General features: G+C 73.1%; 18 protein-coding genes and 1 tRNA gene. 16 read left to right on the top strand and 3 right to left on the bottom strand.

All coding sequences use genetic code 11. The features are described from left to right. The first annotated feature begins 1 nt into the window (after position 1). The 7 genes from E4A51_RS11485 to E4A51_RS11455 all read left to right on the top strand — a co-directional run bounded on the left by E4A51_RS11485 (position 2) and on the right by E4A51_RS11455 (position 11,321). A complete protein-coding gene (locus E4A51_RS11485) occupies positions 2-724 on the top strand; it encodes a LytTR family DNA-binding domain-containing protein (RefSeq protein WP_226236571.1) in 723 nt (240 codons plus the stop codon). Between the two features lie 234 nt (positions 725-958). Continuing rightward, entirely contained in the window at positions 959-3,358 is a 2,400-nt protein-coding gene (locus tag E4A51_RS11480) for a glycoside hydrolase family 3 N-terminal domain-containing protein (RefSeq protein WP_134851834.1), read from the top strand. Between the two features lie 140 nt (positions 3,359-3,498). Continuing rightward, on the top strand, positions 3,499-3,915 hold the full coding sequence (locus E4A51_RS11475; protein WP_134851833.1) for a hypothetical protein: 417 nt from the start codon (positions 3,499-3,501) through the stop codon (positions 3,913-3,915). 199 nt (positions 3,916-4,114) lie between these two features. Next, on the top strand, positions 4,115-7,063 hold the full coding sequence (locus E4A51_RS11470) for a glycoside hydrolase family 3 C-terminal domain-containing protein (RefSeq protein WP_240696449.1): 2,949 nt from the start codon (positions 4,115-4,117) through the stop codon (positions 7,061-7,063). 142 nt (positions 7,064-7,205) lie between these two features. Further along, positions 7,206-9,650 carry a glycoside hydrolase family 3 C-terminal domain-containing protein gene (locus E4A51_RS11465; RefSeq protein WP_240696448.1) on the top strand — a complete coding sequence of 815 codons (2,445 nt, stop codon included), beginning with the start codon at positions 7,206-7,208 and terminating at the stop codon, positions 9,648-9,650. Positions 9,651-9,666: 16 nt separating this feature from the next. Then, positions 9,667-10,305, top strand: coding sequence for a hypothetical protein (locus E4A51_RS11460; protein WP_134851832.1), 639 nt, complete (start codon positions 9,667-9,669; stop codon positions 10,303-10,305). Beyond that, positions 10,302-11,321, top strand: a complete 1,020-nt coding sequence (locus E4A51_RS11455; protein WP_134851831.1) for a glycosyltransferase family 2 protein — start codon at positions 10,302-10,304, stop codon at positions 11,319-11,321. Before E4A51_RS11460 ends, E4A51_RS11455 begins: the two co-directional genes overlap by 4 nt. A gap of 45 nt (positions 11,322-11,366) precedes the next feature. On the opposite strand, the gene E4A51_RS11450 is transcribed toward E4A51_RS11455, so the two are convergent. Beyond that, on the bottom strand, positions 11,367-11,846 hold the full coding sequence (locus E4A51_RS11450; RefSeq protein WP_134851830.1) for a hypothetical protein: 480 nt from the start codon (positions 11,844-11,846) through the stop codon (positions 11,367-11,369). A 285-nt stretch (positions 11,847-12,131) separates the two neighbouring features. Between E4A51_RS11450 and E4A51_RS11445 the strand changes: the two genes are divergently transcribed. From E4A51_RS11445 to E4A51_RS11435, 3 genes are all read left to right on the top strand, one after another. After that, complete coding sequence (locus E4A51_RS11445; RefSeq protein ID WP_134851829.1) at positions 12,132-12,623, top strand: hypothetical protein; 492 nt, start codon at positions 12,132-12,134, stop codon at positions 12,621-12,623. A gap of 69 nt (positions 12,624-12,692) precedes the next feature. Continuing rightward, complete coding sequence (locus E4A51_RS11440; protein ID WP_167748902.1) at positions 12,693-13,166, top strand: papain-like cysteine protease family protein; 474 nt, start codon at positions 12,693-12,695, stop codon at positions 13,164-13,166. An 8-nt stretch (positions 13,167-13,174) separates the two neighbouring features. Further along, positions 13,175-13,966 carry a hypothetical protein gene (locus E4A51_RS11435; protein ID WP_134851827.1) on the top strand — a complete coding sequence of 264 codons (792 nt, stop codon included), beginning with the start codon at positions 13,175-13,177 and terminating at the stop codon, positions 13,964-13,966. A gap of 114 nt (positions 13,967-14,080) precedes the next feature. Here E4A51_RS11435 and E4A51_RS11430 read toward each other — a convergent pair. Both E4A51_RS11430 and E4A51_RS11425 read right to left on the bottom strand, forming a co-directional pair. Continuing rightward, positions 14,081-14,156: transfer RNA gene (locus E4A51_RS11430), tRNA-Arg, on the bottom strand. A gap of 63 nt (positions 14,157-14,219) precedes the next feature. After that, the gene (locus tag E4A51_RS11425; RefSeq protein WP_046527772.1) at positions 14,220-14,873 is read right to left on the bottom strand and encodes a FadR/GntR family transcriptional regulator; all 654 of its coding nucleotides are present in this window, start codon (positions 14,871-14,873) and stop codon (positions 14,220-14,222) included. A 190-nt stretch (positions 14,874-15,063) separates the two neighbouring features. Here E4A51_RS11425 and argS point away from each other — a divergent pair, with 190 nt between their 5' ends. From argS to E4A51_RS11395, 6 genes are all read left to right on the top strand, one after another. Then, positions 15,064-16,746, top strand: a complete 1,683-nt coding sequence (gene argS, locus E4A51_RS11420; RefSeq protein ID WP_134851826.1) for an arginine--tRNA ligase — start codon at positions 15,064-15,066, stop codon at positions 16,744-16,746. Next, positions 16,743-18,146, top strand: coding sequence for a diaminopimelate decarboxylase (gene lysA / locus E4A51_RS11415; RefSeq protein ID WP_070318836.1), 1,404 nt, complete (start codon positions 16,743-16,745; stop codon positions 18,144-18,146). Before argS ends, lysA begins: the two co-directional genes overlap by 4 nt. A 153-nt stretch (positions 18,147-18,299) precedes the next feature. Continuing rightward, on the top strand, positions 18,300-19,439 hold the full coding sequence (locus E4A51_RS11410) for a hemin ABC transporter substrate-binding protein (protein ID WP_206120032.1): 1,140 nt from the start codon (positions 18,300-18,302) through the stop codon (positions 19,437-19,439). A gap of 92 nt (positions 19,440-19,531) precedes the next feature. Further along, positions 19,532-20,602 (top strand): iron ABC transporter permease, encoded by a 1,071-nt coding sequence (locus tag E4A51_RS11405; RefSeq protein WP_070318852.1) that lies wholly within the window; start codon positions 19,532-19,534, stop codon positions 20,600-20,602. Beyond that, positions 20,599-21,429, top strand: a complete 831-nt coding sequence (locus E4A51_RS11400; RefSeq protein WP_134851825.1) for a heme ABC transporter ATP-binding protein — start codon at positions 20,599-20,601, stop codon at positions 21,427-21,429. Before E4A51_RS11405 ends, E4A51_RS11400 begins: the two co-directional genes overlap by 4 nt. After that, on the top strand, positions 21,426-22,292 hold the full coding sequence (locus E4A51_RS11395) for a hypothetical protein (RefSeq protein ID WP_134851824.1): 867 nt from the start codon (positions 21,426-21,428) through the stop codon (positions 22,290-22,292). Before E4A51_RS11400 ends, E4A51_RS11395 begins: the two co-directional genes overlap by 4 nt. Positions 22,293-22,372 lie beyond the last annotated feature (80 nt).

Genomic DNA, 22,372 nt, shown 5'->3' with positions numbered 1-22,372 from the left:
CGTGGACGGCGTGACCTACATCGGCGTGGTCGACGACGACCCGCACTCGCGCGCGACGGTCGTCGCGCACCTCCAGCGGTACGAGGAGGAGCACGGCGTCGAGTTCTCGGTGCGCACGTTCTCGGACGGCGCGCAGCTCACGCGCGGCTACCGCGCCGACTTCGACGTGCTGTTCCTCGACGTCGAGATGGCGCGCATGGACGGGTTCGAGACCGCGCACGCGGTGCGCGCGCTCGACGACCGCGTCGTCATCGTGTTCATCACGCGCATGGCGCAGATGGCGATCAAGGGCTACGAGGTCGACGCGCTGAGCTACCTCGTCAAGCCCGTGCCGTACTTCGCGTTCTCGCAGGAGCTCGCGAGGTCCCTGCAGCGCGTGCGGCGCACGCAGTCGGAGGGCGTCATGCTCCCGGTCGCGGGCGGCACGGCGCGCGTCGACGTCGCGGACATCGTGTACGTCGAGAGCATCAAGCACCGCATCGTCGTGCACGCGATCGGGCGGAAGTACGCGTTCACGGGGACCCTCAAGGCGATCGAGGAGCAGCTCGCGGGGCAGGGGTTCTTCCGCAGCAACAACTGCTACCTGGTGAACCTGCGGCACGTGCACGCCGTGCGGCAGTCGACGTCGGTGATGCTCGGCGGCGACGAGCTGCAGATCAGCCGCGCCCGCAAGCGCGCGTTCCTCGACGCGATGGCGGACCACCTCGGCGGCCGCGTGCCGTGACCTGCCCGTGACCTGAGGGACTGTTCGTGCACGCAAAGCGACGGTCCGTGTAGGGGCACGGTCCGTCGCCACGGTCGCTGCCTAGCGTGAACGCGCCGGCCAAGGGACCACGACGTCCCGGGCGGCGACGGGTTCGCGAGTGCGCCGCGCGTGCACCGGCTCAGCGGTCCCACCCCGACGACGGGGCGGTGACGACGGGCGCGGGCGGGGCCACGAGACGACAAGGGAAGGTCGATGAAGACAACGAGTACGGCGCGGGTCGCCGCCAGCCGGTCGGCACGCCTCACGAGCGCCGCGCTGGTCGCGGGCCTCACGCTCACGGGCCTGGCGGCGTGCACCGCCGGCGACAACGACGACAAGGGCGCGTCCGCCGACGAGTTCACGACGCGCGAGGTGTCGGACGGCAAGACGACGTTCGTCGTCGTCGACAACCCGGGCGACGCCCCGACGCTCTCCTACGGCGCGGACAGCGACGTCGAGCTCCTCTCGGAGGACGTCGACGGCGCGAAGGTCGCGTTCAAGGACATGAACGGCAACGGCGAGCTGGACGCGTGGGAGGACTGGCGCAAGTCCCCGCAGGAGCGCGCCGCCGCCCTCGCCGAGGACCTGACGATCGAGCAGATCGCCGGCCTCATGCTCTTCAGCTCGCACGAGCGCTCGCAGGCCGACGGCCTCACCGACGCGCAGAAGGAGTACCTGACGGACTCCCACCTGCGCAACGTGCTGCACGCGGGCCCGAGCGACGTCACGGCGACCGTCACGTGGGCGAACCAGATGCAGGCGTTCGCCGAGTCGCTCGCGTCCGAGGGCGAGCCGTACGTGCCCGTCAACTTCGCGTCCGACCCGCGCTCGACCGCCGGCTCCGGCGGTTACAACGCCGAGGGTGACGACATCTCCCGCTGGCCGTCGAACCTGGGCCTCGCGGCCACGTTCGACGTCGAGCACATGGACGAGTTCGCGCAGATGTCGTCCGCGGAGTACCGCGCGCTCGGCATCACCACGGCCCTGAGCCCGCAGATCGACCTCGCGACCGAGCCGCGCTGGCTGCGCGTCGGCGGCACGTTCGGCGAGGACGTCGACCAGAACACCGAGCTGGCCGCGGCCTACGTCGACGGCTACCAGAGCACGCGCGGCCAGGACGGCTGGGGCTTCGAGTCCGTCAACGCGATGATCAAGCACTGGGCTGGCGACGGTCCGGGCGAGGGTGGCCGCGAGGCCCACACCAACGCCGGCAAGTACGGCGTCTACCCGGGCGGCAACTTCGAGGCGCACACCAAGGCGTTCCTCGGGTCGCTCGACTCGGCCGCCGTCATGACGGCGTACTCGATCGCGCTGGACGGCGACGGCGAGCCGCTGTTCGGCGAGCGCCTGGGCACGGCGTACGACCACGGCCGCATGGACCTGCTCCGCAAGGACAACGGGTACGAGGGCGTCGTCGTCACCGACTGGGGCGTCACGTCGAGCTACCTCGACCCCGAGAAGCCGTTCGGCATGGGCTGGGGCGCCGAGGACCTCACCGACGAGCAGCGTCACTACGAGGTGCTGCGCACGGGCCACGACATGTTCGGCGGCAACAACAAGGTCGAGCCGGTGCTGGCCGCGCACGAGATGTGGCAGAAGGACTTCGAGGCCGGCACCAACGACGTGGACGCGGACACCCGCTTCCGCGAGTCGGGCAAGCGCATCCTCACGATGTTCTTCCAGCCGGGCCTGTACGAGAACGCGTACCTCGACCTCGACGAGTCCAAGAAGGTCCTCGCGAGCGACGACAAGGTCGAGGCCGGCTACGCCGCGCAGCTCGACTCGGTGGTCATGCTGAAGAACGACGGCAGCACGATCGCGAAGTCCGACGCCGCCGCGTGGAAGGACAAGAAGGTCTACATCCCGCGGTCGTACAACATCGGCTTCGCGGGCGCGTTCGGCCCGGCCGAGTACAAGGAGGCCCCCGGGCTCACGCTCGAGGTCGCCGAGGAGATGTTCGGCGAGGTCGTCACCGACGAGGCCGAGCTCGACGCCGACGGCAAGGTCGTGAGCTACACCGCGCCCGACCTGTCCGACGTGGACCTCGTCCTGGTCGGCATGGCCAGCCCCGACAACGGCGGCAACTTCTCGAACATCGGCCACGACGTCGAGAACGACACGTGGTACCCGCTGTCGCTGCAGTACCGCCCGTACACGGCCGACGGCCCGCACGTCCGCCAGACGTCGATCGGCGGCGACATCCTGCCCGACGGCACGAAGCAGAACCGCTCGTACTTCGGCAACACCTCGAAGATCGCGAACGAGTCCGACCTCGACGCGTTCGAGCGCGCCACGGCCGCCGTCGCGGCGTCCGGCAAGGAGATCCCCGTGATCACCGTGCTCAAGGCGATCAACCCGGTCGTCCCGGCCGAGTTCGAGGCCGCGTCCGACGCGATCGTCGTCGGGTTCGGCACGAGCGACAAGGCGCTCCTCGAGGTCGCCCTCGGGCTCCACGAGCCCGCCGGCCGCCTGCCGATCCAGTTCCCGAAGGACATGGACACGGTCGAGGCGCAGCAGGAGGACGTCAGCAAGGACATGACGCCCTACACCGACGCGTCCGGCAACACGTACGACTACGGCTTCGGCCTGAACTTCGCGGGCCCGATCGGCTGACCCGCGCACCGTCCGGGCCGGTCGGCGACCACGTCGTCGACCGGCCCGGGCACCGCAGCGGCGGGCGTCCTGGGGACACCGACCGGTGCGGACCTGGGCCGCGGGGTGGGCTCGCGGCCGGAAACCACGAAGGAGCAGAAGTGAAGCGGAACAAGGTGCTGCACACCGGGCTCGGCCTGCTGGTCGCCGCGACGGGCGTCTTCGGCCTCGCGGCCTGCGGCAACGACGACGGCGGCAGCCAGGACTCCGGCACGTCGGACAGCGCCGCGGCCGAGGTCGACGTCAAGGACGACCTCGAGAACGCGCGCAAGGCCGTCGCCGACGCGCTCGCCGAGGACGACTCGTGGGCGCAGATCATGCTCGCGAGCGACGTCGACTCGCCGACCGTGAAGTACGGCCTGCTGGTCGTGCCCTACTCCTACTCGGACGCCGCCTCGCGCGTGCAGGGCACCATCACGATCACCGACGGCAAGTACACGATCGACGCCGACTCGGCCGCGACGGGCGACACCTGGCGCATCGACCAGGACGGCAAGATCACCGAGGTCTCGGAGTAAGGACCCCCGCCGGCCCGCCCACCGGGCGGGCCGGCCTCCGTGCGCGCGCCAGGACGGCGCCGCACCCCGCGCACGAGCACGCCGACGGCCCCGTGGACGACGGTCCGTGCCCCGGAACCGACCGATCGTGCGGCCGCGGCGGGCGCTCACGACACCGCTCCTAGCCTGATTCGTGAGCCCGCACTCGAGGAGGAATGCAGTGAACGCCAGGTCGAAGAACGACCGCGCCAAGGCGCCGATGTCCAACAAGAAGTTCCTGTGGATCTGGGTCCCCGTGCTCGCCACGGTGACCGTGCTGACGGTGGTCGCGAACATCGCCCTGAGCGTCGCGGGTGGCTGGGTCGCCTCGCAGCTGGGCACCGGCACGTACACGTTCACCAACTCGGACGAGTCGAAGGACTGGGACACCGAGTACTACACGCCCGAGCTCGCGTCGATGGAGGACGTCGACGTCGCGGCGAAGGACCTCGTCGAGGAGATCGCCGGCTCCGGCATCGTCCTGGCGAAGAACGAGACCGCCGCGCTGCCGCTGGCGCCCGGCGGCCGCGTGACGCTCCTCGGCCGCGCCGCCGCCGACCCGGTGTTCGGCGGCTCGGGCTCCGGCTCGGTCGACACGAACTCGGCCGTCACGCCGCGCGCGGGCCTCGAGAACGCGGGCTTCCAGGTCAACGAGACCGTGCTCACCGCGATCGAGGAGTACGCCGCGGAGAACAAGCGCGGGCACATCGAGATGGACCGCCCCGACATCTCGACCTACGACATCGGCGAGCTGCCGGTCGCCGACTACCAGGCCGTCGCGTCGTCGTTCGCGGACTACGCGGACGCCGCGGTGGTCGTCATCGGCCGCCCGGGCGGCGAGGGCGGCGACCTCACGCAGGACATGTCCGGCTGGGACGACGACGCGGCCCCCGGGCAGCACCAGCTCGAGCTGAACACGGCCGAGCGCGACCTGATCGAGCTCGCGAAGGCGAGCTTCGAGACCGTCGTCGTCGTCGTGAACGCGTCGACCACGATCGAGATGGGCGACCTGCAGGCCGACCCGGGCGTCGACGCGATCCTGCTCGCGGGCTCGCCGGGCGCCACCGGCTTCAACGCGCTGGGCGGCATCCTGTCCGGTGACGTGAACCCGTCGGGCCGCACGGCCGACGTGTGGGCCGCCGACTTCACGGCCGACCCGACGTTCGTCAACTTCGGCGCGTTCCTCTACGACGGCATCGAGGTCTCGTACCCGCAGTCGGCGGTCGAGCGCGCGACGTCGAACGCGACCGTCACCGACGAGGCGCCGTTCGTCAACTACGCCGAGGGCATCTACGTCGGCTACCGCTACTACGAGACCGCCGCCGCCGAGGGCTTCCTCGACTACGACTCCGCGGTCGTCTACCCGTTCGGCTACGGCCTGAGCTACACCGACTTCGCGTGGCGCCTGGTCGACCAGCAGCTCGGTGACGTGGACGGCACGGTCGCGCTCACGGTCGAGGTGACCAACACCGGCTCGGTCCCGGGCCGCGACGTCGTCGAGCTCTACTACACCGCGCCCTACACGCCCGGCGGCATCGAGAAGCCCGAGGTCGTGCTGGGCGGCTTCGCCAAGACCGGCGTGGTCGCGCCGGGTGCGAGCGAGACCGTGACGATCGAGCTCGACGTCGAGGACATGGCGTCGTACGACCACCTGGGCGAGCGCGCGTACGTGCTCGAGGCCGGCGACTACGTGCTGTCGCTGCGCACGGACTCGCACACGGTCGCCGAGGGCGTCGCGCCCGTCACCTACACGGTCGACTCCGACGTCGTGTACTCGGGCGAGAACCACCGTGCGTCCGACCGTACCGAGGTCACCAACCTGTTCGACGACGTGTCGGACCGATTCAGCACGACGCCGCAGGACGGCAAGGTCCTGTCGATGTCGCGCGCCGACTTCGCGGGCACGTTCCCGACGGCGCCGACGGCCGACCTGCTCGCGGCGGACGACGCGATCCGCGAGGGCTTCGCCGCGTGGGACGCGCAGGCGCAGGCCGACGCGTTCGACGGCCCGAAGCCGGCGACCGGCAAGAGCACCGACCTGACGCTCGCCGACCTGCGCGGCCTGCCCAAGGACGACCCGAAGTGGGACGAGCTGCTCGACTCGCTGTCGGTCGGCGACATGACGGACATGCTGCTCAACGGCGCGTACCAGACGGCCGCGATCGCCTCGATCGCCAAGCCGCAGACGCTCGAGCCGGACGGCCCCGCGGGCTTCTCGTCCTTCATCAACCAGTCGATCAACGGCGTGGCCTACCCGTCGCAGTTCCTCATCGCGCAGACGTGGGACACGCAGATCGGCGAGCGCATGGGCCGCATGCTCGGCGAGGAGGCCCTGCACAAGGGCATCAACGGCTGGTACGCGCCCGCCGTGAACCTGCACCGCTCGCCGTTCGGCGGCCGCAACTTCGAGTACTACTCGGAGGACCCGCTGCTGTCGGGCGCGATGCTCACGTCCGTCGCGAACGGCGTGGCCGAGAAGGGCGTCTACACGCTCATCAAGCACTTCGCGATGAACGAGCAGGAGACCAACCGCGTCAACAACGGCATCGCGACGTGGGCGACCGAGCAGACGATCCGCGAGCTCTACCTCAAGCCGTTCGAGATGGCCGTCAAGGACATCACGATGGACGTGCGGTACGTCGCGGACGACAAGGGCACGGTCGAGCAGACCACCGTCGGGTCGACGGGCGTCATGAGCTCGTTCAACCGCATCGGCGCGACGTGGGCCGGCGGCTCGCCCGCCCTCATGGACGGCGTGCTGCGCGGGGAGTGGGGCTTCGAGGGCTTCGCGATCTCGGACTTCAACCTCTACCCGTACATGAACCCGAACGAGGGCATCGCGGCGGGCACCGACCTGCAGCTCACGTTCCAGCCGTCGAAGTCCTTCAACGACACGTCGTCCGCGAAGGCCCTGACGGACATCCGCGACGCGACCCACAACATCCTGTTCACGGTCGCGAACTCGAACGCGATGAACGGGCTCGCACCCGGCGCGACGGTCACCTACACGCCGCCCACCTGGGTGTACGTGCAGATCGGCGTGTCGGTCCTGCTCGGCCTGCTCGTCGTGGCCGGCGGCGTGCTGGTCACACGCCGCGTGCTGCGGCACCGCGGCACCACGGCGGCCTGATCGCCGGGCCGGGCCCCGCCCTCGCGGCGGGGCCCGGCGCCCGGGCCCCCGTCGGGTCGGCGGCGCCCACCACCGTCGACCCGACGGCGAGGCCGCGCGCCCGCACCGCCCCGCCACACCCCTGAACCACCGAGGAGACACCGTGCGAACCGAGGACGCCGCCACCGCGTCGCCGCGCGCGACCGTGACGACCGACGACCTGACGCTGCTGGAGAAGGCGGCGCTGCTGACGGGTGCGTCGGTGTGGCAGACGCACGCGCTGCCGCGGCACGGCGTGCGTGCGCTGTGGCTGGCGGACGGCCCGCACGGCGTGCGCAAGCAGGTCGGCTCGGCCGACCACCTCGGCCTCAACGCGTCGGAGCCCGCGACGTGCTTCCCGACGGCCGCGACGGTCGCCAACACGTGGGACGTCGACCTCGCGGAGCGGGTCGGCGAGGCGCTGGGGACCGAGGCCGCGGCGCAGGGCGTCGACGTGCTGCTCGGCCCCGGCCTCAACGTCAAGCGCTCGCCGCTGGGCGGCCGGTCGTTCGAGTACTTCTCGGAGGACCCGCTGCTGTCCGGGCGGCTGGCCGCGGGCTACGTGCGCGGCATCCAGGCGCAGGGTGTCGCGGCGTGCCCCAAGCACTACGCGGCGAACTCGCAGGAGCTGCGGCGCATGGTGTCCGACTCCGTGGTCGACGAGCGCACGCTGCGCGAGATCTACCTGACGGCGTTCGGGATCGTCGTCACCGAAGCACGCCCGCGCTCGATCATGTCGGCGTACAACCTGGTCAACGGGGTCTACGCCAACGAGCACCCGTTCCTGCTGACGACGGTCCTGCGCGACGAGTGGGGCTTCGACGGCGCGGTCGTCACGGACTGGGGCGGCTCGAACGACATCGTGGCCGGCACGGCGGCGGGCTCGTCGCTCGAGATGCCGGCCGCCGGGCTGGACTCGGCGCGCCAGGTCGTCGCCGCGGTGCGCGACGGGCGCCTGCTCGGCTCCGACGTCGACGCGCGCGCGGCCGAGATCCTGCGGCTCGTCGCCGAGGCGCGCGACCCCGGGACCGCTCCCACCGTGGACGCCGACGCGCACCACGCGCTGGCCCGGGACGTCGCGGCGCGCAGCGCCGTGCTGCTGAAGAACGACGACGCGATCCTGCCGCTCGCGGCGGGCACGCGCGTCGCGGTGGTCGGCGACTTCGCGCGCACCCCGCGCTACCAGGGCTCGGGCTCGTCGGTCGTCAACCCGACGCGGCTCGAGTCGGTGCTCGACGTCATCGGCGCCTCGGGCCTGGAGATGACGGCCTTCGCTCCCGGGTTCACGCGCAACGGCTCGCCCGACCCGGCGCTGCGCGCGCAGGCCGTCGAGGCCGCGCGCGACGCCGACGTGGTCCTGCTGTTCCTGGGCCTCGACGAGATCGCCGAGTCCGAGGGCCTCGACCGCTCGACGCTCGCGCTGCACCAGGCGCAGGTCGAGGTGCTCGACGCGGTCGCGGCCGTCAACCCGCGCACCGTCGTCGTGCTGTCGGGCGGCGGGGTCGTCGAGACGCCGTGGCTCGGGCAGGCGCGCGCGCTCGTGCACGGCTACCTCGCCGGGCAGGCGGGTGCCAGCGGGCTGCTCGACGTGCTCACGGGTGCGGTGAACCCGTCGGGACACCTCGCCGAGACCATGCCGCTCGCGCTCGCCGACACCCCGACCGCGGGGATCTTCCCCGCGACGGGCCGCACGGCCGAGTACCGCGAGGGCCTGTACGTCGGCTACCGCTACTACACGTCGGCCGGCGTGCCCGTCGCGTTCCCGTTCGGGTACGGCCTGTCGTACACGACGTTCGAGCACCGCGACCTCGTCGCGACGCCCGAGAAGGCGACCGTGACGGTGACGAACACGGGCGACCGGTCCGGCGCCGACGTCGTGCAGGTGTACGTCGCGCGCACGTCGTCGGGCGTGCACCGCCCCGTGCGGACCCTCGCCGGGTTCTCGCGCGTCGAGCTCGCTCCGGGCGAGTCCGCGACGGTCGAGGTGCCGCTCGGCGACGCCGCGTTCCGGCACTGGGACACGGCCACGGGTGCGTGGCAGGTCGAGCAGGGCACGTGGGACGTGCTCGCGGGCCACCACGTCGACGACCTGCCGCTGCGCGCCGCGGTCGAGCTCACGGGCACCGTCCCGCCGCGCACGCAGGACGTCACCGGGCCGTACCGCACGGGCCACGTCAAGGACGTCACGGACGCCGACTTCGCGGCGCTGCTGGGGCGGCAGGTCCCCGCGGGCGACTGGTCGGGGCCGCTCGGCGTCAACGACCCGCTGTCGCGCCTGGCCGACGCGCGCTCGCCGCTCGCGCGGGGCGCGTACCGCCTGCTCGCGTCGCGGCGCGACGCCGCGGCCCGCAAGGGCACGCCGGACCTCAACGTCCTGTTCCTGCTCAACATGCCGTTCCGCGCCATCGGGAAGATGACGAACGGCATGGTCAGCGCCGAGATGGTCGACGGGATCCTCCGCATCGTCAACGGCCACTTCTTCTCCGGCGCGGGCTTCACGCTGCGCGCCTACGTCCGCAACGTGCGCGCGAACCGCCGCACCGCCCGCGCGCTGCGCGGCGACTCCTGACCCCGGAGGCACCCCCATGCTCACGCGCCTGAAGTCCGCCTGGCACTCCTTCGAGGAGCGGCGCCCGGGAGTCGCGCAGTTCGCCGTGTTCCTCGTGCTCAGCAACGGCATCACCGCGCTGCAGCTCGCGCTCATGCCGCTCATCAAGTGGCTGTTCGGCATGACGGCGCTCGTCGACACCGCGTTCCAGGTGTGGCCGGTCGGGTCGAACCCCGACGGGTCGCAGTACTTCGTGTTCGACTACGCGGCCGGTGCGCTGCCGATGGGCGGCGGCGGCCTCGCGTACTTCCTCGCGGTGCAGATCACGCTGCTCGTGGCGCAGGTCATCAACTTCTTCGCGCAGCGCAGCATCACGTTCAAGTCGAACTCGTCGATCGCCAAGGCCGCGTTCTGGTACGCGGTGGCGTACGTCGTCATCACGATCCTCGCCGCGGCGGCGCAGGGCTGGTACAAGGCGCCCATCTACGATCTGTTCATCGACACCTGGGGTCTGGGTGGCACCGGCGAGACGCTCGCCGACTTCGTCACCATGATCATCAACGCGGCGATCTCGTTCTGGGTGTTCTTCCCGATCTTCAAGGTCATCTTCAAGCAGGTTCCCGCCGAGGCGGGCGCGCAGGGGGCTGCGTCCGACTCGGAGGTACGTACGTCGTGAACCCGTTGCTGTCCGTCGTCATCCCGGCGTACCAGGCGCAGGACTGCCTGGCGCGGGCGCTGGACTCGGTGGTGGGCTTCGGCGACGAGGTCGAGGTGATCGTGGTCGACGACGGGTCGACCGACGGCACGGCCGACCTCGCGCGCCGCTACGTCGAGCGGTTCGCGGGGCAGGTGCACCTGCTGAGCAAGCCGAACGGTGGGCACGGCTCGGCGATCAACGCCGGGCTCGAGCGCGCGACGGGCACGTACCTCAAGGTCGTCGACGCCGACGACTGGCTGGACCGCGACGCGCTCGCGCAGGTCCTGGTGACGCTGCGGGCGCAGGTGGCCGACGGCGGCGGGGTCGACCTGCTGGTGTCGAACTTCGTCTACGAGAAGGTCGGCAAGCGTCGCAAGACCGCGGTGCGCTACCGCGGTGCGCTGCGCCGCGGCCGCGTCTCGACGTGGGCGCAGACCCGGCACTTCGGCAAGCGGCAGTACCTCATGATGCACGCGCTGACGTACCGCACCGACGTGCTGCGTCGCTCGGGCCTGCGTCTGCCGGAGCACACGTTCTACGTCGACAACCTGTACGCCCTGGTGCCGCTGTCGCACGTGCACACGCTGTACTACCTGGACGTCGACCTGTACCGGTACTTCATCGGCCGCCCCGACCAGTCGGTGCAGGAGTCGGTCATGCTGCGCCGCCTGGACCAGCAGCTGCGCGTCAACTGGCTCATGCTCGACCACGTCACCGGCACGCTCGCGCACGACCGCCGGCTGCGGCGCTACCAGCTGCACTACGTCGAGATCATCTGCGCCGTCACGTCGATCCTGCTGCTGCGGGCCGGCACCGCGCAGGCCCTGGCGGAGAAGGAGGCCCTGTGGTCGCAGATGCGCGCGCAGGACCCCGAGCTGTACCGCAAGGTCCGCTGGTCGGGCCTGGGGCAGATGTGCAACCTGCCCGGTGCGACGGGGCGGCGCGTGTCGGTGCTGGCGTACCGGGTCGCGCAGCGGGCGATCGGGTTCAGCTGACGGGTCGGCTCGGCTGGCGGGTCGGCCTCGGCTGACGGGTCGGCGTCAGCTTGCCCGTCGCCGCGCGTGGCGGTCGAGCTCGCGCGCGAGCTGCGGCCGCACGACGCGTCCGCGAGCCCACGCCGTCCACCCGCGCGCCGAGATCTGCACCCACCGGTAGTTGACGACCTCGACGACCGTGAACGCGGCCGTGCCCGCGGCGACCGCCGCGGTGCGCGCGCCGACGTCGGGTCCGGCGCCCGTCACCGCGCCGAGCGCGAGCGTCGCGAGCACCGCGAGCGCGACGACCCCGCACGCGAGCAGCGTCGCCTCGGTGACCCGCAGCCACCGCAGCGGCACGTGACCGCGCGCCCGGCGCCACCAGAACGCCGCGGCGACCAGCAGCGCGACGCCCAGCGCGCCCGCCGCGGGCAGCAGCACCACCAGGTCGCCCGCCTTCGGGCGCGCGAACCACACGAGCAGCGGCGGCAGCAGCAGCCCGCTCACTGCCTCGCCCGACGCGAGCTGCCCGAGCTCGCGGCGCACCGCCGCGGGGGAGCGGCGGACGCCGCGGCGCGCTGCGCGAGGGTGCGAGGGAAGCGCAGGATGTCTGGACACCCGACCACCTTGCCACCCGGGCCGTGTCGTGCCCGACGCGGCGGGGCACGACACACGTGGTCGGCCGGTGCGTCCAGTCAGGGGTCGACGGCGAGCGGCTGGGGGCACCGCCGCGTGCGCTGAAACGGCTCTTCGCTCTGTGCACTATGCCGCACGGAAATCGACGACCAAAACGCCCGCGCGCGAGCCGCGGTCTCCGCTACCGTGGCCAGCATGACGCCGACGTCAAGGATTCCTGCATCGGTGGCGGTTATCGGCATCGGCGTGATGTGGATCGTCGCAGGGTGCTCGCAGCCCGCAGACGGTGTCGGCTACGCCCAGGTGTCGGACCTTTCAGACGCGCAGATGGCCACGCACTTTACGGCCGCGCCGGAGAGGATCAAGGCGCGACTCGGGGTCACGCCTTCTGGGTGCGTGACGATCCGAATGGACGGCGTCGAGCATGTGCCGTTGTGGCCAGAGGGCACTCGTGTGACGGAGGACCGGGCTGAGCCCGGGGCCTACGTCGTCGAACTACCTGGTGGGTCGACGCTGCGCACGGGCGAGCGCGTCGAGGCGCTGGGTGTCGTCGACGACAGCGCGCTGTCGTTCGACGACGAGGACGCGCCGGTGAGCAAGGTCGGCGGTGTTATCGACTTCTGCGCGCCAGAGGCGGTACCCGTGGCGTTCTTCGACGCGACCGCGATCAAACCCCTCGTCGACTGACGCGGGTCTCTTCGTCGGAGTGGGGCCAGAGTGAGAAAGCGAAGCTCTTCGATCCGCACGCTGCTCTCGGTGGTTGCTGTGGCCGTGGGTCTGGTGTTGATCGGTCCAGGTGTTGCGCACGATGCCGAGAAGGTGCTGAGCGTCACGCCGTACGCGCAGGAGAAGTCCAACTGGTGCTGGGCGGCGGCATCGAAGATGATCGTGAAGTTTCAAACAGGCAAGGTCGTCCCCCAGTGCACGCTGGTGAAGAACGGCAAGGGCACGTCCGCGTGCGCCAACGTGACGGGGACGAAATCGAACGTGATGAACGCTCTGTCGAAGAACGGGGTGAACCCTGGTGTCGAGCGCCAGCTCGACTGGGGGACCGTCGTCGGCGAGATGAACTCGAGTCGCCCCGTGTACAGCTCGATCATCTGGTCCGGCGGTGGCGGGCATGCTCATGTCATCCGGGGCTACGACGACACCGGGTACTCCTACGGCGTCTCGTACGTGGACCCGCAGTCGGGGACCACCACGTCGAGGGAGTGGGGCAGCTACGTGTAGAACTCGTCGTGGAAGACGGGCACCGGCTTGATCCACCTGACGAAGAAGTGAGGGAGACCATGTCGTCCCGTGTTCGCGTGTTGCCGGTCGCAGTCACGGCGCTGATCCTCGGACTGGCGGTTGCACCCCCGGCCGCGGCTGAAGGTGCGCCTGACGAGGTCGTCACATGGTTCGCCCACGAGGCTCCGGGGGTGGCGGCGGACGTGCTGGAGGAGCGTGCCGTCGACATCGATCCGTCGGCTGCGCGGACGAGTGTCTTCGCCGTCGGTGAGCCCGTCGTGCTGCATCGATGGAGCCAGGAGTTCTTCGAAGGCGAGTCCCTTGAGCCGCTGGTGGTCAGCGGTGAATGGGCAGCCCCTCTGTACCGTGACGGGTCGGTCGTGGGCACCATCGCCGCGACGCTGGAGACGGGCTCAGTCCGGTTCTCCTACGTCGACGACGACGCGGACGCGGGGCGCGCTCTGGCAGCTCACCCCTCGGCGCCCGTCGTGCAGGACCTGCAGCTCGGCGGTCTCCTCGCGGTCGAGCAGAACGGAGCGGTCGAGGATCTGTCGCGCGGTGCAGGTGCAGCCCTGGAAGAGGTCGGGGACATCCAGGAGCTGCGGTCCGCCGTGCTTGAGGCTCACGAACCGGACCTTCAGGCCTTCCCGGCTGACGGTGGCTCCGGTGGCGCCCGTGACGATGGCGGCCTGAGGGCTGCGGCCAGTCTCGCGCTAGTCGTCGGCGGCCTTGCGGCGCTGACGCGTCAGCGGTCCCTCGGGTCCGTTGCCCGACGATCGAAGGGTCGACCCGTGATGTGACCCGCGTGGACGTCGGCGCGGGGACGAGCCGATGATCCATCACGCGTCCGCGGTTCTCGTGCCCCGGAACGCCGCGAGCCGCCCCGCCGGTGACGGCGGGACGGCTCGTGGTGGTGGTGCGCCCGAAAGGATTCGAACCTTCGACCTTCTGCTCCGGAGGCAGACGCTCTATCCGCTGAGCTACGGGCGCGCAGCGAGCACCGAGACTACCAGCCCGCGGGCGGGTGCTCCGACCCGCGCAGGGGTGCGTGCGTCAGGCGTCCTCGAGCAGCCCCGACAGGTACGCGCTGGTCTCGCTCGCGGCGCGCTCGGGGTTGCCCGCGACGATCGCCTCGACCAGCGAGTCGTGCGCGTCGTCGGCGTGCGAGTCGGTGACGAAGTTGAAGCGGATGTTGTCGCCGATCGCCTCGAGCAGGTTGTCGTAGAGCGACTGCAGCACCGGGTTGCCGGAGGTCCGCACGATGGACCGGTGCAGCTCGAGGTCGGTCGCGACCATCGCGTCGAGGTCGCCGCCCTCGTACGCGCGGGCGCGCGCGTCGCGCTTGGCCAGCAGGTCGGACGCGTCGGTCGCGGTGCGGCGGCGGGCCGCGAGGCGCGCGGCCTCCATCTCGAGCGCGCGGCGCACCGACACGACGTCGCGCTGCCGGGCGTCGGCGATCTGCCGGCCCATCGTCACGGCCATCTCGGAGCGCGACAGCACGTACGTGCCCGAGCCCTGGCGGCGCTCCACGAGGCCGGCGTGCACGAGCGACTGCACGGCCTCGCGCACGGTGTTGCGGCCCACGCCCAGCAGCTCGACGAGCGCCGGCTCGGGCGGGATGCGCGAGCCCACGGCCCACTCGCCCGAGCTGATGCGCGACCGCAGCGCCTCGACGGCGGTGTCGATCAGTCCCGTGCGTCGTGCCATGGGCGGTGTCTCCTCGTGTCCAGGGGGGTGCCGCCGGCTGCGACGACCGCGGCGCCCCTGCCCGAGTCAACACGTCCGACGACCGGGGGACCAGTCCCGCGGCCCCGGGGTGTCGGCGGCGCGTCGCGGACGGGGGTCGACGGGCGGAATGCCGGGCTGTGCGCCCCGGCGGTTCCCCTACCCTGGGAGGGTGACTCCCGACCAGCTTGCCGACGCACTGCGCGGCGCTCTCGTGCATGCCGTCGACGACGGCACGTTCGCCCTCGACCCGGCCGCGATCCCGGCCCGTGTGCACATCGAGCGACCCCGGCAGCGCGAGCACGGCGACTGGTCGACGAACGTCGCGCTGCAGCTCGCCAAGAAGGCCGGCAGCAACCCGCGCGCGTTCGCCGAGGAGCTCGCGCGTCGCCTCGCCGACGTGCCCGGCATCGCGGCCGTCGAGATCGCGGGACCGGGGTTCCTCAACATCCGCCTCGACGCGGCCGCCGCCGGCGAGCTCGCGCGCGGCATCGTCGAGCAGGGCGAGGCGTACGGGCGCAACGACACGTTCGCGGGCGTGCGCGTCAACCTCGAGTTCGTGTCCGCGAACCCGACGGGCCCGATCCACATCGGCGGCGTGCGCTGGGCGGCGGTCGGCGACGCGCTCGCGCGCGTGCTGCAGGCGTCGGGCGCCGACGTGGCCCGCGAGTACTACTTCAACGACCACGGCGTGCAGATCGACAAGTTCGCGCGCTCGCTCGTGGCCCGCGCGCGGGGCCTCGAGGCGCCCGAGGACGGGTACGGCGGCCAATACATCACCGAGATCGCCGACCAGGTCGTGGCCGACGCGCTCGCGGCCGGCGAGCCCGACCCGCGCACGCTCCCGGACGACGAGGCGCGCGAGGCGTTCCGCGCGCGCGGCGTCGAGCTGATGTTCGCCGAGATCAAGCAGTCGCTGCACGACTTCGGCGTGGACTTCGACGTGTACTTCCACGAGGACTCGCTGCACGAGTCGGGTGCGGTCGACCGCGCGATCGCGCGCCTGCGGGACGCGGGGCACGTGTTCGAGGCCGACGGCGCGACGTGGCTGCGCACGACCGACTTCGGTGACGACAAGGACCGCGTCATCGTGAAGTCGGACGGCGAGGCCGCGTACATCGCGGGCGACATCGCGTACTACCTCGACAAGCGCGAGCGCGGCTTCGACCGCGTGTTCATCATGCTGGGCTCCGACCACCACGGGTACGTGGGCCGCATGATGGCCGTGTGCGCGGCCTTCGGCGACACGCCGCACGTCAACCTCGAGCTGCTCATCGGCCAGATGGTCAACCTCGTCAAGGACGGCGCTCCCGTGCGCATGTCCAAGCGCGCGGGCACGGTCCTCACGATCGACGACCTCGTCGACGCGGTCGGCGTCGACGCCGCGCGCTACGCGCTGTCGCGCTCGTCGTCGGACCAGCCGATCGACCTCGACCTCGACCTGCTGGCCAAGGCCACCAACGAGAACCCCGTGTTCTACGTGCAGTACGCGCACGCGCGCACCGCCGCGGTGGCCCGCAACGCGGCCGAGGCGGGCGTGCGTCGCGAGGACGGGTTCGACGCGTCGCTGCTCGACCATGACTCCGAGGGGGTGCTGCTGGGCCTGCTCGCGGACTTCCCGCGGGTCGTCGCGCAGGCGGCCGACCTGCGCGAGCCGCACCGCGTCGCGCGGTACGCCGAGGACGTCGCCGGGGCGTACCACAAGTGGTACGACCAGAAGCGTCGCGTCGTGCCGTGGGGCGACGAGGAGCTCACCGACGCGCACCGCACGCGGCTGTGGCTCAACGACGCGACGCGCCAGGTGCTCGCGAACGCGCTCGCGCTGCTCGGGGTGAGCGCGCCGGAGCGCATGTGACGCGCGACGGGGCGACCGCCGACGGGGGCACGCCGCTCGGGCTGCCGTGGTCGACGGGCGTCGTGCGCGGCACCGACGGGGCCGTGCGGGTCGCGGGCGTCGACGTGCGCGACCTCGCGGCGACGCACGGCACGCCCGCCTACGTGCTGGACGAGGCGGACCTGCGGGCCCGGGCCCGTGCGTACCGGTCGGCGTTCGAGACCGCGTGCGCGCAGGTCGGCACGGGCGTCGACGTCTACTACGCGGGCAAGGCGCTGCTGACGCGCGCGGTCGCGCGCTGGGTGCACGCCGAGGGGCTGCGCGTCGACACCGCGAGCGGCGGCGAGCTGGCGGTCGCGCTCGCGGCCGGCGTCCCGGGCGCCCACCTGGGCCTGCACGGCAACAACAAGTCCGAGGACGAGCTGCGCACCGCGCTCGACACGGGCGTGGGGCGGATCATCGTCGACTCGCTCGTCGAGGTCGACCGGCTCGCGGACCTCGTGCGCGCGCACCGCGGCGACGGCGGTGCGCCCGCCCCCGTGATGGTGCGCGTGACCACGGGCGTGCACGCGGGCGGGCACGAGTTCATCTCGACCGCGCACGAGGACCAGAAGTTCGGGCTGTCGCTCGCGGCCGTGCCCGGCGGCGACAGCCCCGCCCTGACGGCGCTGCTGCGGGTCGTCGCGCGTCCCGAGCTGCGGCTGCTCGGCATCCACTCGCACATCGGCTCGCAGATCCTCGACCCGTCGGGGTTCGCGGTCGCGGCGCAGCGCGTGCTCGCGCTGCGCGCCGAGCTGCACGCCCGCACGGGCGTGCTGGTCGACGAGGTCGACCTGGGCGGCGGGTACGGCATCGCCTACCTGCCCGGCGAGGTGCCGCTCGACCCGGACCGCATCGCGAAGGAGGTCGCGCAGGCCGTGGCCGACGCGTGCCGCGACCTGGGGCAGCCGCTGCCGCGCCTGTCGATCGAGCCCGGCCGTGCGATCGTCGGGCCCGCCGGGCTCACGCTGTACACCGTGGGCACGGTCAAGCCCGTGCGCCTCGAGGACGGGCGCGTGCGCACGTACGTGTCGGTCGACGGCGGCATGAGCGACAACATCCGCCCCGCGCTGTACGGCGCGCACTACCACGCCGAGGTCGTGTCGCGGACGTCGGACGCCGCGCCGGTGCTGGCGCGCGTGGTCGGCAAGCACTGCGAGAGCGGCGACGTCGTGGTCCACGAGGTCCGGCTCCCGGGCGACGTGCGCGCGGGTGACCTGCTCGCGGTCGCCGCGACGGGCGCGTACGGGCGCTCGATGTCCTCGAACTACAACCTGCTGACGCGCCCGCCCGTGGTCGCGGTCACGGCGGGGGAGTCGCGCGTGCTCGTGCGCCGCGAGACGGTGGACGACCTGCTCGCGCTCGACGTCGCGGCCGACTGAGCCGCACCGACCGACCGCCCGGGTGCCCCGCGAGGGTGCCCGGGCGTCGTCGTCCGCGCGCACGGTCGTGCGGTGCAGGACGTGCGTCCCACCACGCCTCGGGACCGGTTTGATAGGTGAGGCTCACCTAGGTTAGGTTCCCCTCACCGACGCGTGGGCGTCGATCCCCTCTCCTCGAAGGCGGTGGCCGGCGTGCGCACGCGTGCGACCCGAGCGTCCCTCGCGGCCCTCGCCGCGCTGCTCGTCGCGGTGAGCGCCGCGTGCTCGAACGGCACCGCGGCCGCGACCGGCGTCCCCGACGGCGGACGCCGCCTCGCGGGCGTCACCCCGGTCGACGACCCGCGCACCCTCGAGGGGCCCGCGACGGCCGTCGTCGCCGACGCCGCCGTGCGTCCCGTCGTCGAGGACCCGGTGCCCGCGCTGCCCGTGACCGTCACCGACGCGCAGGGCACCTCCGTCACGGTCGCCGACGTCAGCCGGATCCTCGCGCTCGACGTCCACGGCACGCTGTCGCGCACGGTCTTCGAGCTCGGGCTCGGTGACCACGTCGTCGGCCGCGACGTGTCCTCGGGGTTCGCCGAGATCGCCGACCGACCGCTCGTCACGTCGGGCGGTCACGACCTGTCGGCCGAGGCGATCCTCGACCTCGCGCCCACCGTGCTGGTCACCGACACGACCCTCGGACCCTGGGACGTCGTGCTGCAGGTGCGCGACGCGGGCATCCCCGTGGTCGTCGTCGACGCGCACCGCGACGTCGCGGGCGTCGGCGACCTCGTGCGCCAGGTCGCGGCCGCGCTCGGCGTCGCCGACGCGGGCGAGCGGCTCGCGCAGCGCGCGCAGGGCGAGATCGACGCGAAGGTCGAGCAGATCGCCGCGGTCGCGCCGGCCGACCCCGCGCAGCGCCTGCGGATCATGTTCCTCTACGCGCGCGGCCAGGCCGGCGTCTACTACCTGTTCGGCGAGGGCTCGGGCGCCGACTCGCTCGTCGAGGCGGTCGGCGGCGTCGACGTCGCCCGGGAGATCGGCTGGCAGGGCATGCGCCCGCTCAACGACGAGGGCCTCGTGGCCGCCGCGCCCGACGTCATCCTCATGATGACCGACGGCCTCGCGTCCGTCGGCGGCGTCGACGGGCTGCTCGAGCGGCTCCCCGCGATCGCCTCGACGCCCGCGGGCGAGCACCGCCGGGTCGTCGACATGGCCGACGCGCAGGTGCTGTCGTTCGGGCCCGCGACCGCCGACGTGCTCGACGCGCTCGCGGTCGCGCTGTACGCGCCGGGCGAGGACGCGGCGTGAGCGTCGACGCGCGCGCCGCGACGCCCTCCGCCACGTCGCCCGCACCCTCCGCACCCTCCGCGCCCGCCGCGGCTCCCGAGGCCGCGGGAACCGTGCCGCGCGGACCCGGGACCGTCCCCGCCCGTCCCCGGGCGGTCCGTCGCGTCGCGCTGTTCGCCGGGCTCGGCGCCGCGCTGCTGGTCCTCGCGGTCGTCGCCGCGGGCACCGGGCAGCTGCACGTGCCGCCCGCCGAGGTGCTCGGCTCGGTGCTGCACCGCCTCGGGCTCGACGTCGGGCCGCTGCCCGCGCACGCGCACGGCGAGGCCGCGCTGTGGACCGTCCGGTTCCCGCGCGTCGTCATGGCCGTGCTCGTCGGCGCCGCGCTCGCGACGGGCGGCACCGTCATGCAGGGCGTGTTCGGCAACCCCCTCGCCGAGCCGGGCGTCGTGGGCGTCTCGTCCGGCGCGGCCGTCGGCGCGTGCCTCGTCATCGTCACAGGGTGGACGTTCGCCGGGTCGTGGACCGTCGCGCTGCTCGCGTTCGCCGGTGGCCTCGCCGCGACGCTCGTGGTCTACGCGACCGCACGCGAGGCGGGTCGCACCGAGGTCGTGACCCTCGTGCTCACCGGCGTCGCCGTCAACGCCGTCGGCGGCGCGGCCGTCGCGTTCCTCACGTTCCTGGGCGACACGCAGGCGCGCGAGCAGATCGTGTTCTGGCAGCTCGGCAGCCTCAACGGCACGCGCTGGGCGTACGTCGCGGTCGTCGCGCCGCTCGTCGTCACGGGGCTCGTCGCGGCCGTGCTGCTCGCGCGGCGGCTCGACCTGCTCGCGCTGGGGGAGCGGCCCGCACGGCACCTCGGCGTCGACGTCGAGCGGCTGCGGCTGGTCGTCGTCGTGGTCGTCGCCGTGCTCACCGCCGCGGCCGTCGCGTTCTGCGGCGTCATCGCGTTCGTCGGCCTCGTCGTGCCGCACGTCGTGCGCATGGTCGTCGGGCCCGGGCACCGCGTGCTCGTGCCCGCCTCGGCGCTGGGCGGCGCGACGCTGCTGCTGGGCGCCGACCTCGTCGCGCGCACGGCCGTGCCCTACGCCGACCTGCCGATCGGCATGCTCACCGCGCTCGTCGGCGGCCCGTTCTTCTTCTGGCTCATCCGCCGCACGCGCCGCGCCGCCGGGGGCTGGGCGTGAGCGCGCGGCTCGCGGCGCGCGGCGTGCGCGTCGCGTACGGCCCGTCCGTCGTCCTCGACGACGTCGACCTGGACGTGCGCGGCGGCGAGCTCGTCGCGCTCGTCGGGCCCAACGGCGCGGGCAAGTCGACCCTCCTCGCGGTGCTGTCGGGCGACCCCCGGCCCGACGCGGGACTCGTGCTGCTCGACGGCGTCGACCTGCGGCGGCAGCCGCTCGTCCACCTCGCGCGGCGACGCGCGGTCATGCTGCAGGAGGCGCGCGTGTCGTTCGCGTTCCGTGCGCTCGACGTCGTGGCCATGGGCCGCCACCCGTGGCGCGGCACGCCCCGCGCGGCCGAGGACGACGCCGTCGTCGCGCGGGCCATGGCCGACGCCGACGTCGCGCACCTCGCGCCGCGCACGTTCCCCACGCTGTCCGGCGGCGAGAAGGCGCGCGTCGCGTTCGCGCGCACGCTCGCGCAGCAGGGCGACGTCCTGCTGCTCGACGAGCCGACCGCCGCGCTCGACGTGCGGCACCAGGAGGCCGTGCTCGCGCGGGCCCGCGCCGCCGCGCGCGCCGGGGCCGCGGTCGTCGTCGTGCTGCACGACCTCACGCTCGCGGCGGCCTACGCCGACCGCGTGGTGGTCCTCGCGGCCGGCCGCGTGCGCGCCGACGGGCCGCCGCACGACGTGCTCACCGCCGCCCTGCTCACCGAGGTGTACGAGCACCCGGTCGACGTCTGGCACCGCCCCGGCGCCGCGGCCGGCGAGCCCCCCGAGCTCGTGGTGCTGCCCGTCCGCGCGGCGCCCGCCGCCCCACCCGCCCGCGTCACCGAGGAGACCGCATGACCCGCCCGGCCCCGACCGCCCGCCCGGCCCCGACGGTTCGTCACCCGCGCGCGGCGCGTCGTGCGCTCGTGGCGCTCGCGGCCGCCGCGCTGCTCGGCGTCACAACCGGCGCGCCCGCGTGGGCCGCCGCCGACCGGACGCTCGGCGCGTCCGGCGCGACGGTCACGGTCGAGGCGCCCGCGGGCGTCGCCGCCGACACGGCGACCACCGTCGAGGTCCGCGGCACCGGGTTCCAGGTGGTGCCCGGCGGGTTCGGCGGCGTCTACGTGCTGTTCGGCTGGGTCGACGACCCCGCGGGCGGCACGTGGCAACCGTCCGCCGGGGGCACGACCGGCACGACCCTGCGCTACGCGGTCGACGACGCGGCCCGCGAGAACGCCGGGTACCAGCGGTTCGTCGCGTTCCCGGGCGCGAGCACCGCGGTCGAGGCCAACGGCGGCGAGCTCGCCGCCGACGGCTCGTGGGCGACCACGCTCACCGTCCCCGGCGCGCGGTTCACGGCGCTCGACGCGTCGGGCGGCACGGTCGAGCTCGACTGCACCACCGTGACCTGCGGCGTCATCACCATCGGTGCGCACGGCATCGCGAACGCCCACAACGAGACGTTCACCCCGGTCGTGCTGACGGGCGCGACGCCCGACGACGCGGCGGTCGGGACGACCCCCGAGCCGCCGCCCGCCGCGACCGACGCACCGACCGGGCCCGCGGTCGCGGACGAGCGCCCCGCGTCCGTCGCGGCGTCGGCCGACGACTCCGCGCGCCCGGCCCGGTCGCTCGCCGTGCCCGTGGGTGCCGCGGCGGCCGCGCTCGCGGCGGTGGCGACGGCCGTCGTCGTCGTGCGCCGCCGGCGCAGCGCGTCGTGACCGGCGCGCGGCCGTCCGCCGTCCGCCGCGACCCCGTGCGGCTCGACCGCACCACCCCCTGACCCCCACCCCCGAGGCGC

Origin of the sequence: Cellulomonas sp. HD19AZ1, assembly GCF_004535805.1 — a bacterium.
Classification (GTDB): Bacteria; Actinomycetota; Actinomycetes; order Actinomycetales; family Cellulomonadaceae; genus Cellulomonas; species Cellulomonas iranensis.
Note: the sequence above shows the minus strand (reverse complement) of the source record. Positions and strands in the feature narration are given on the sequence as shown.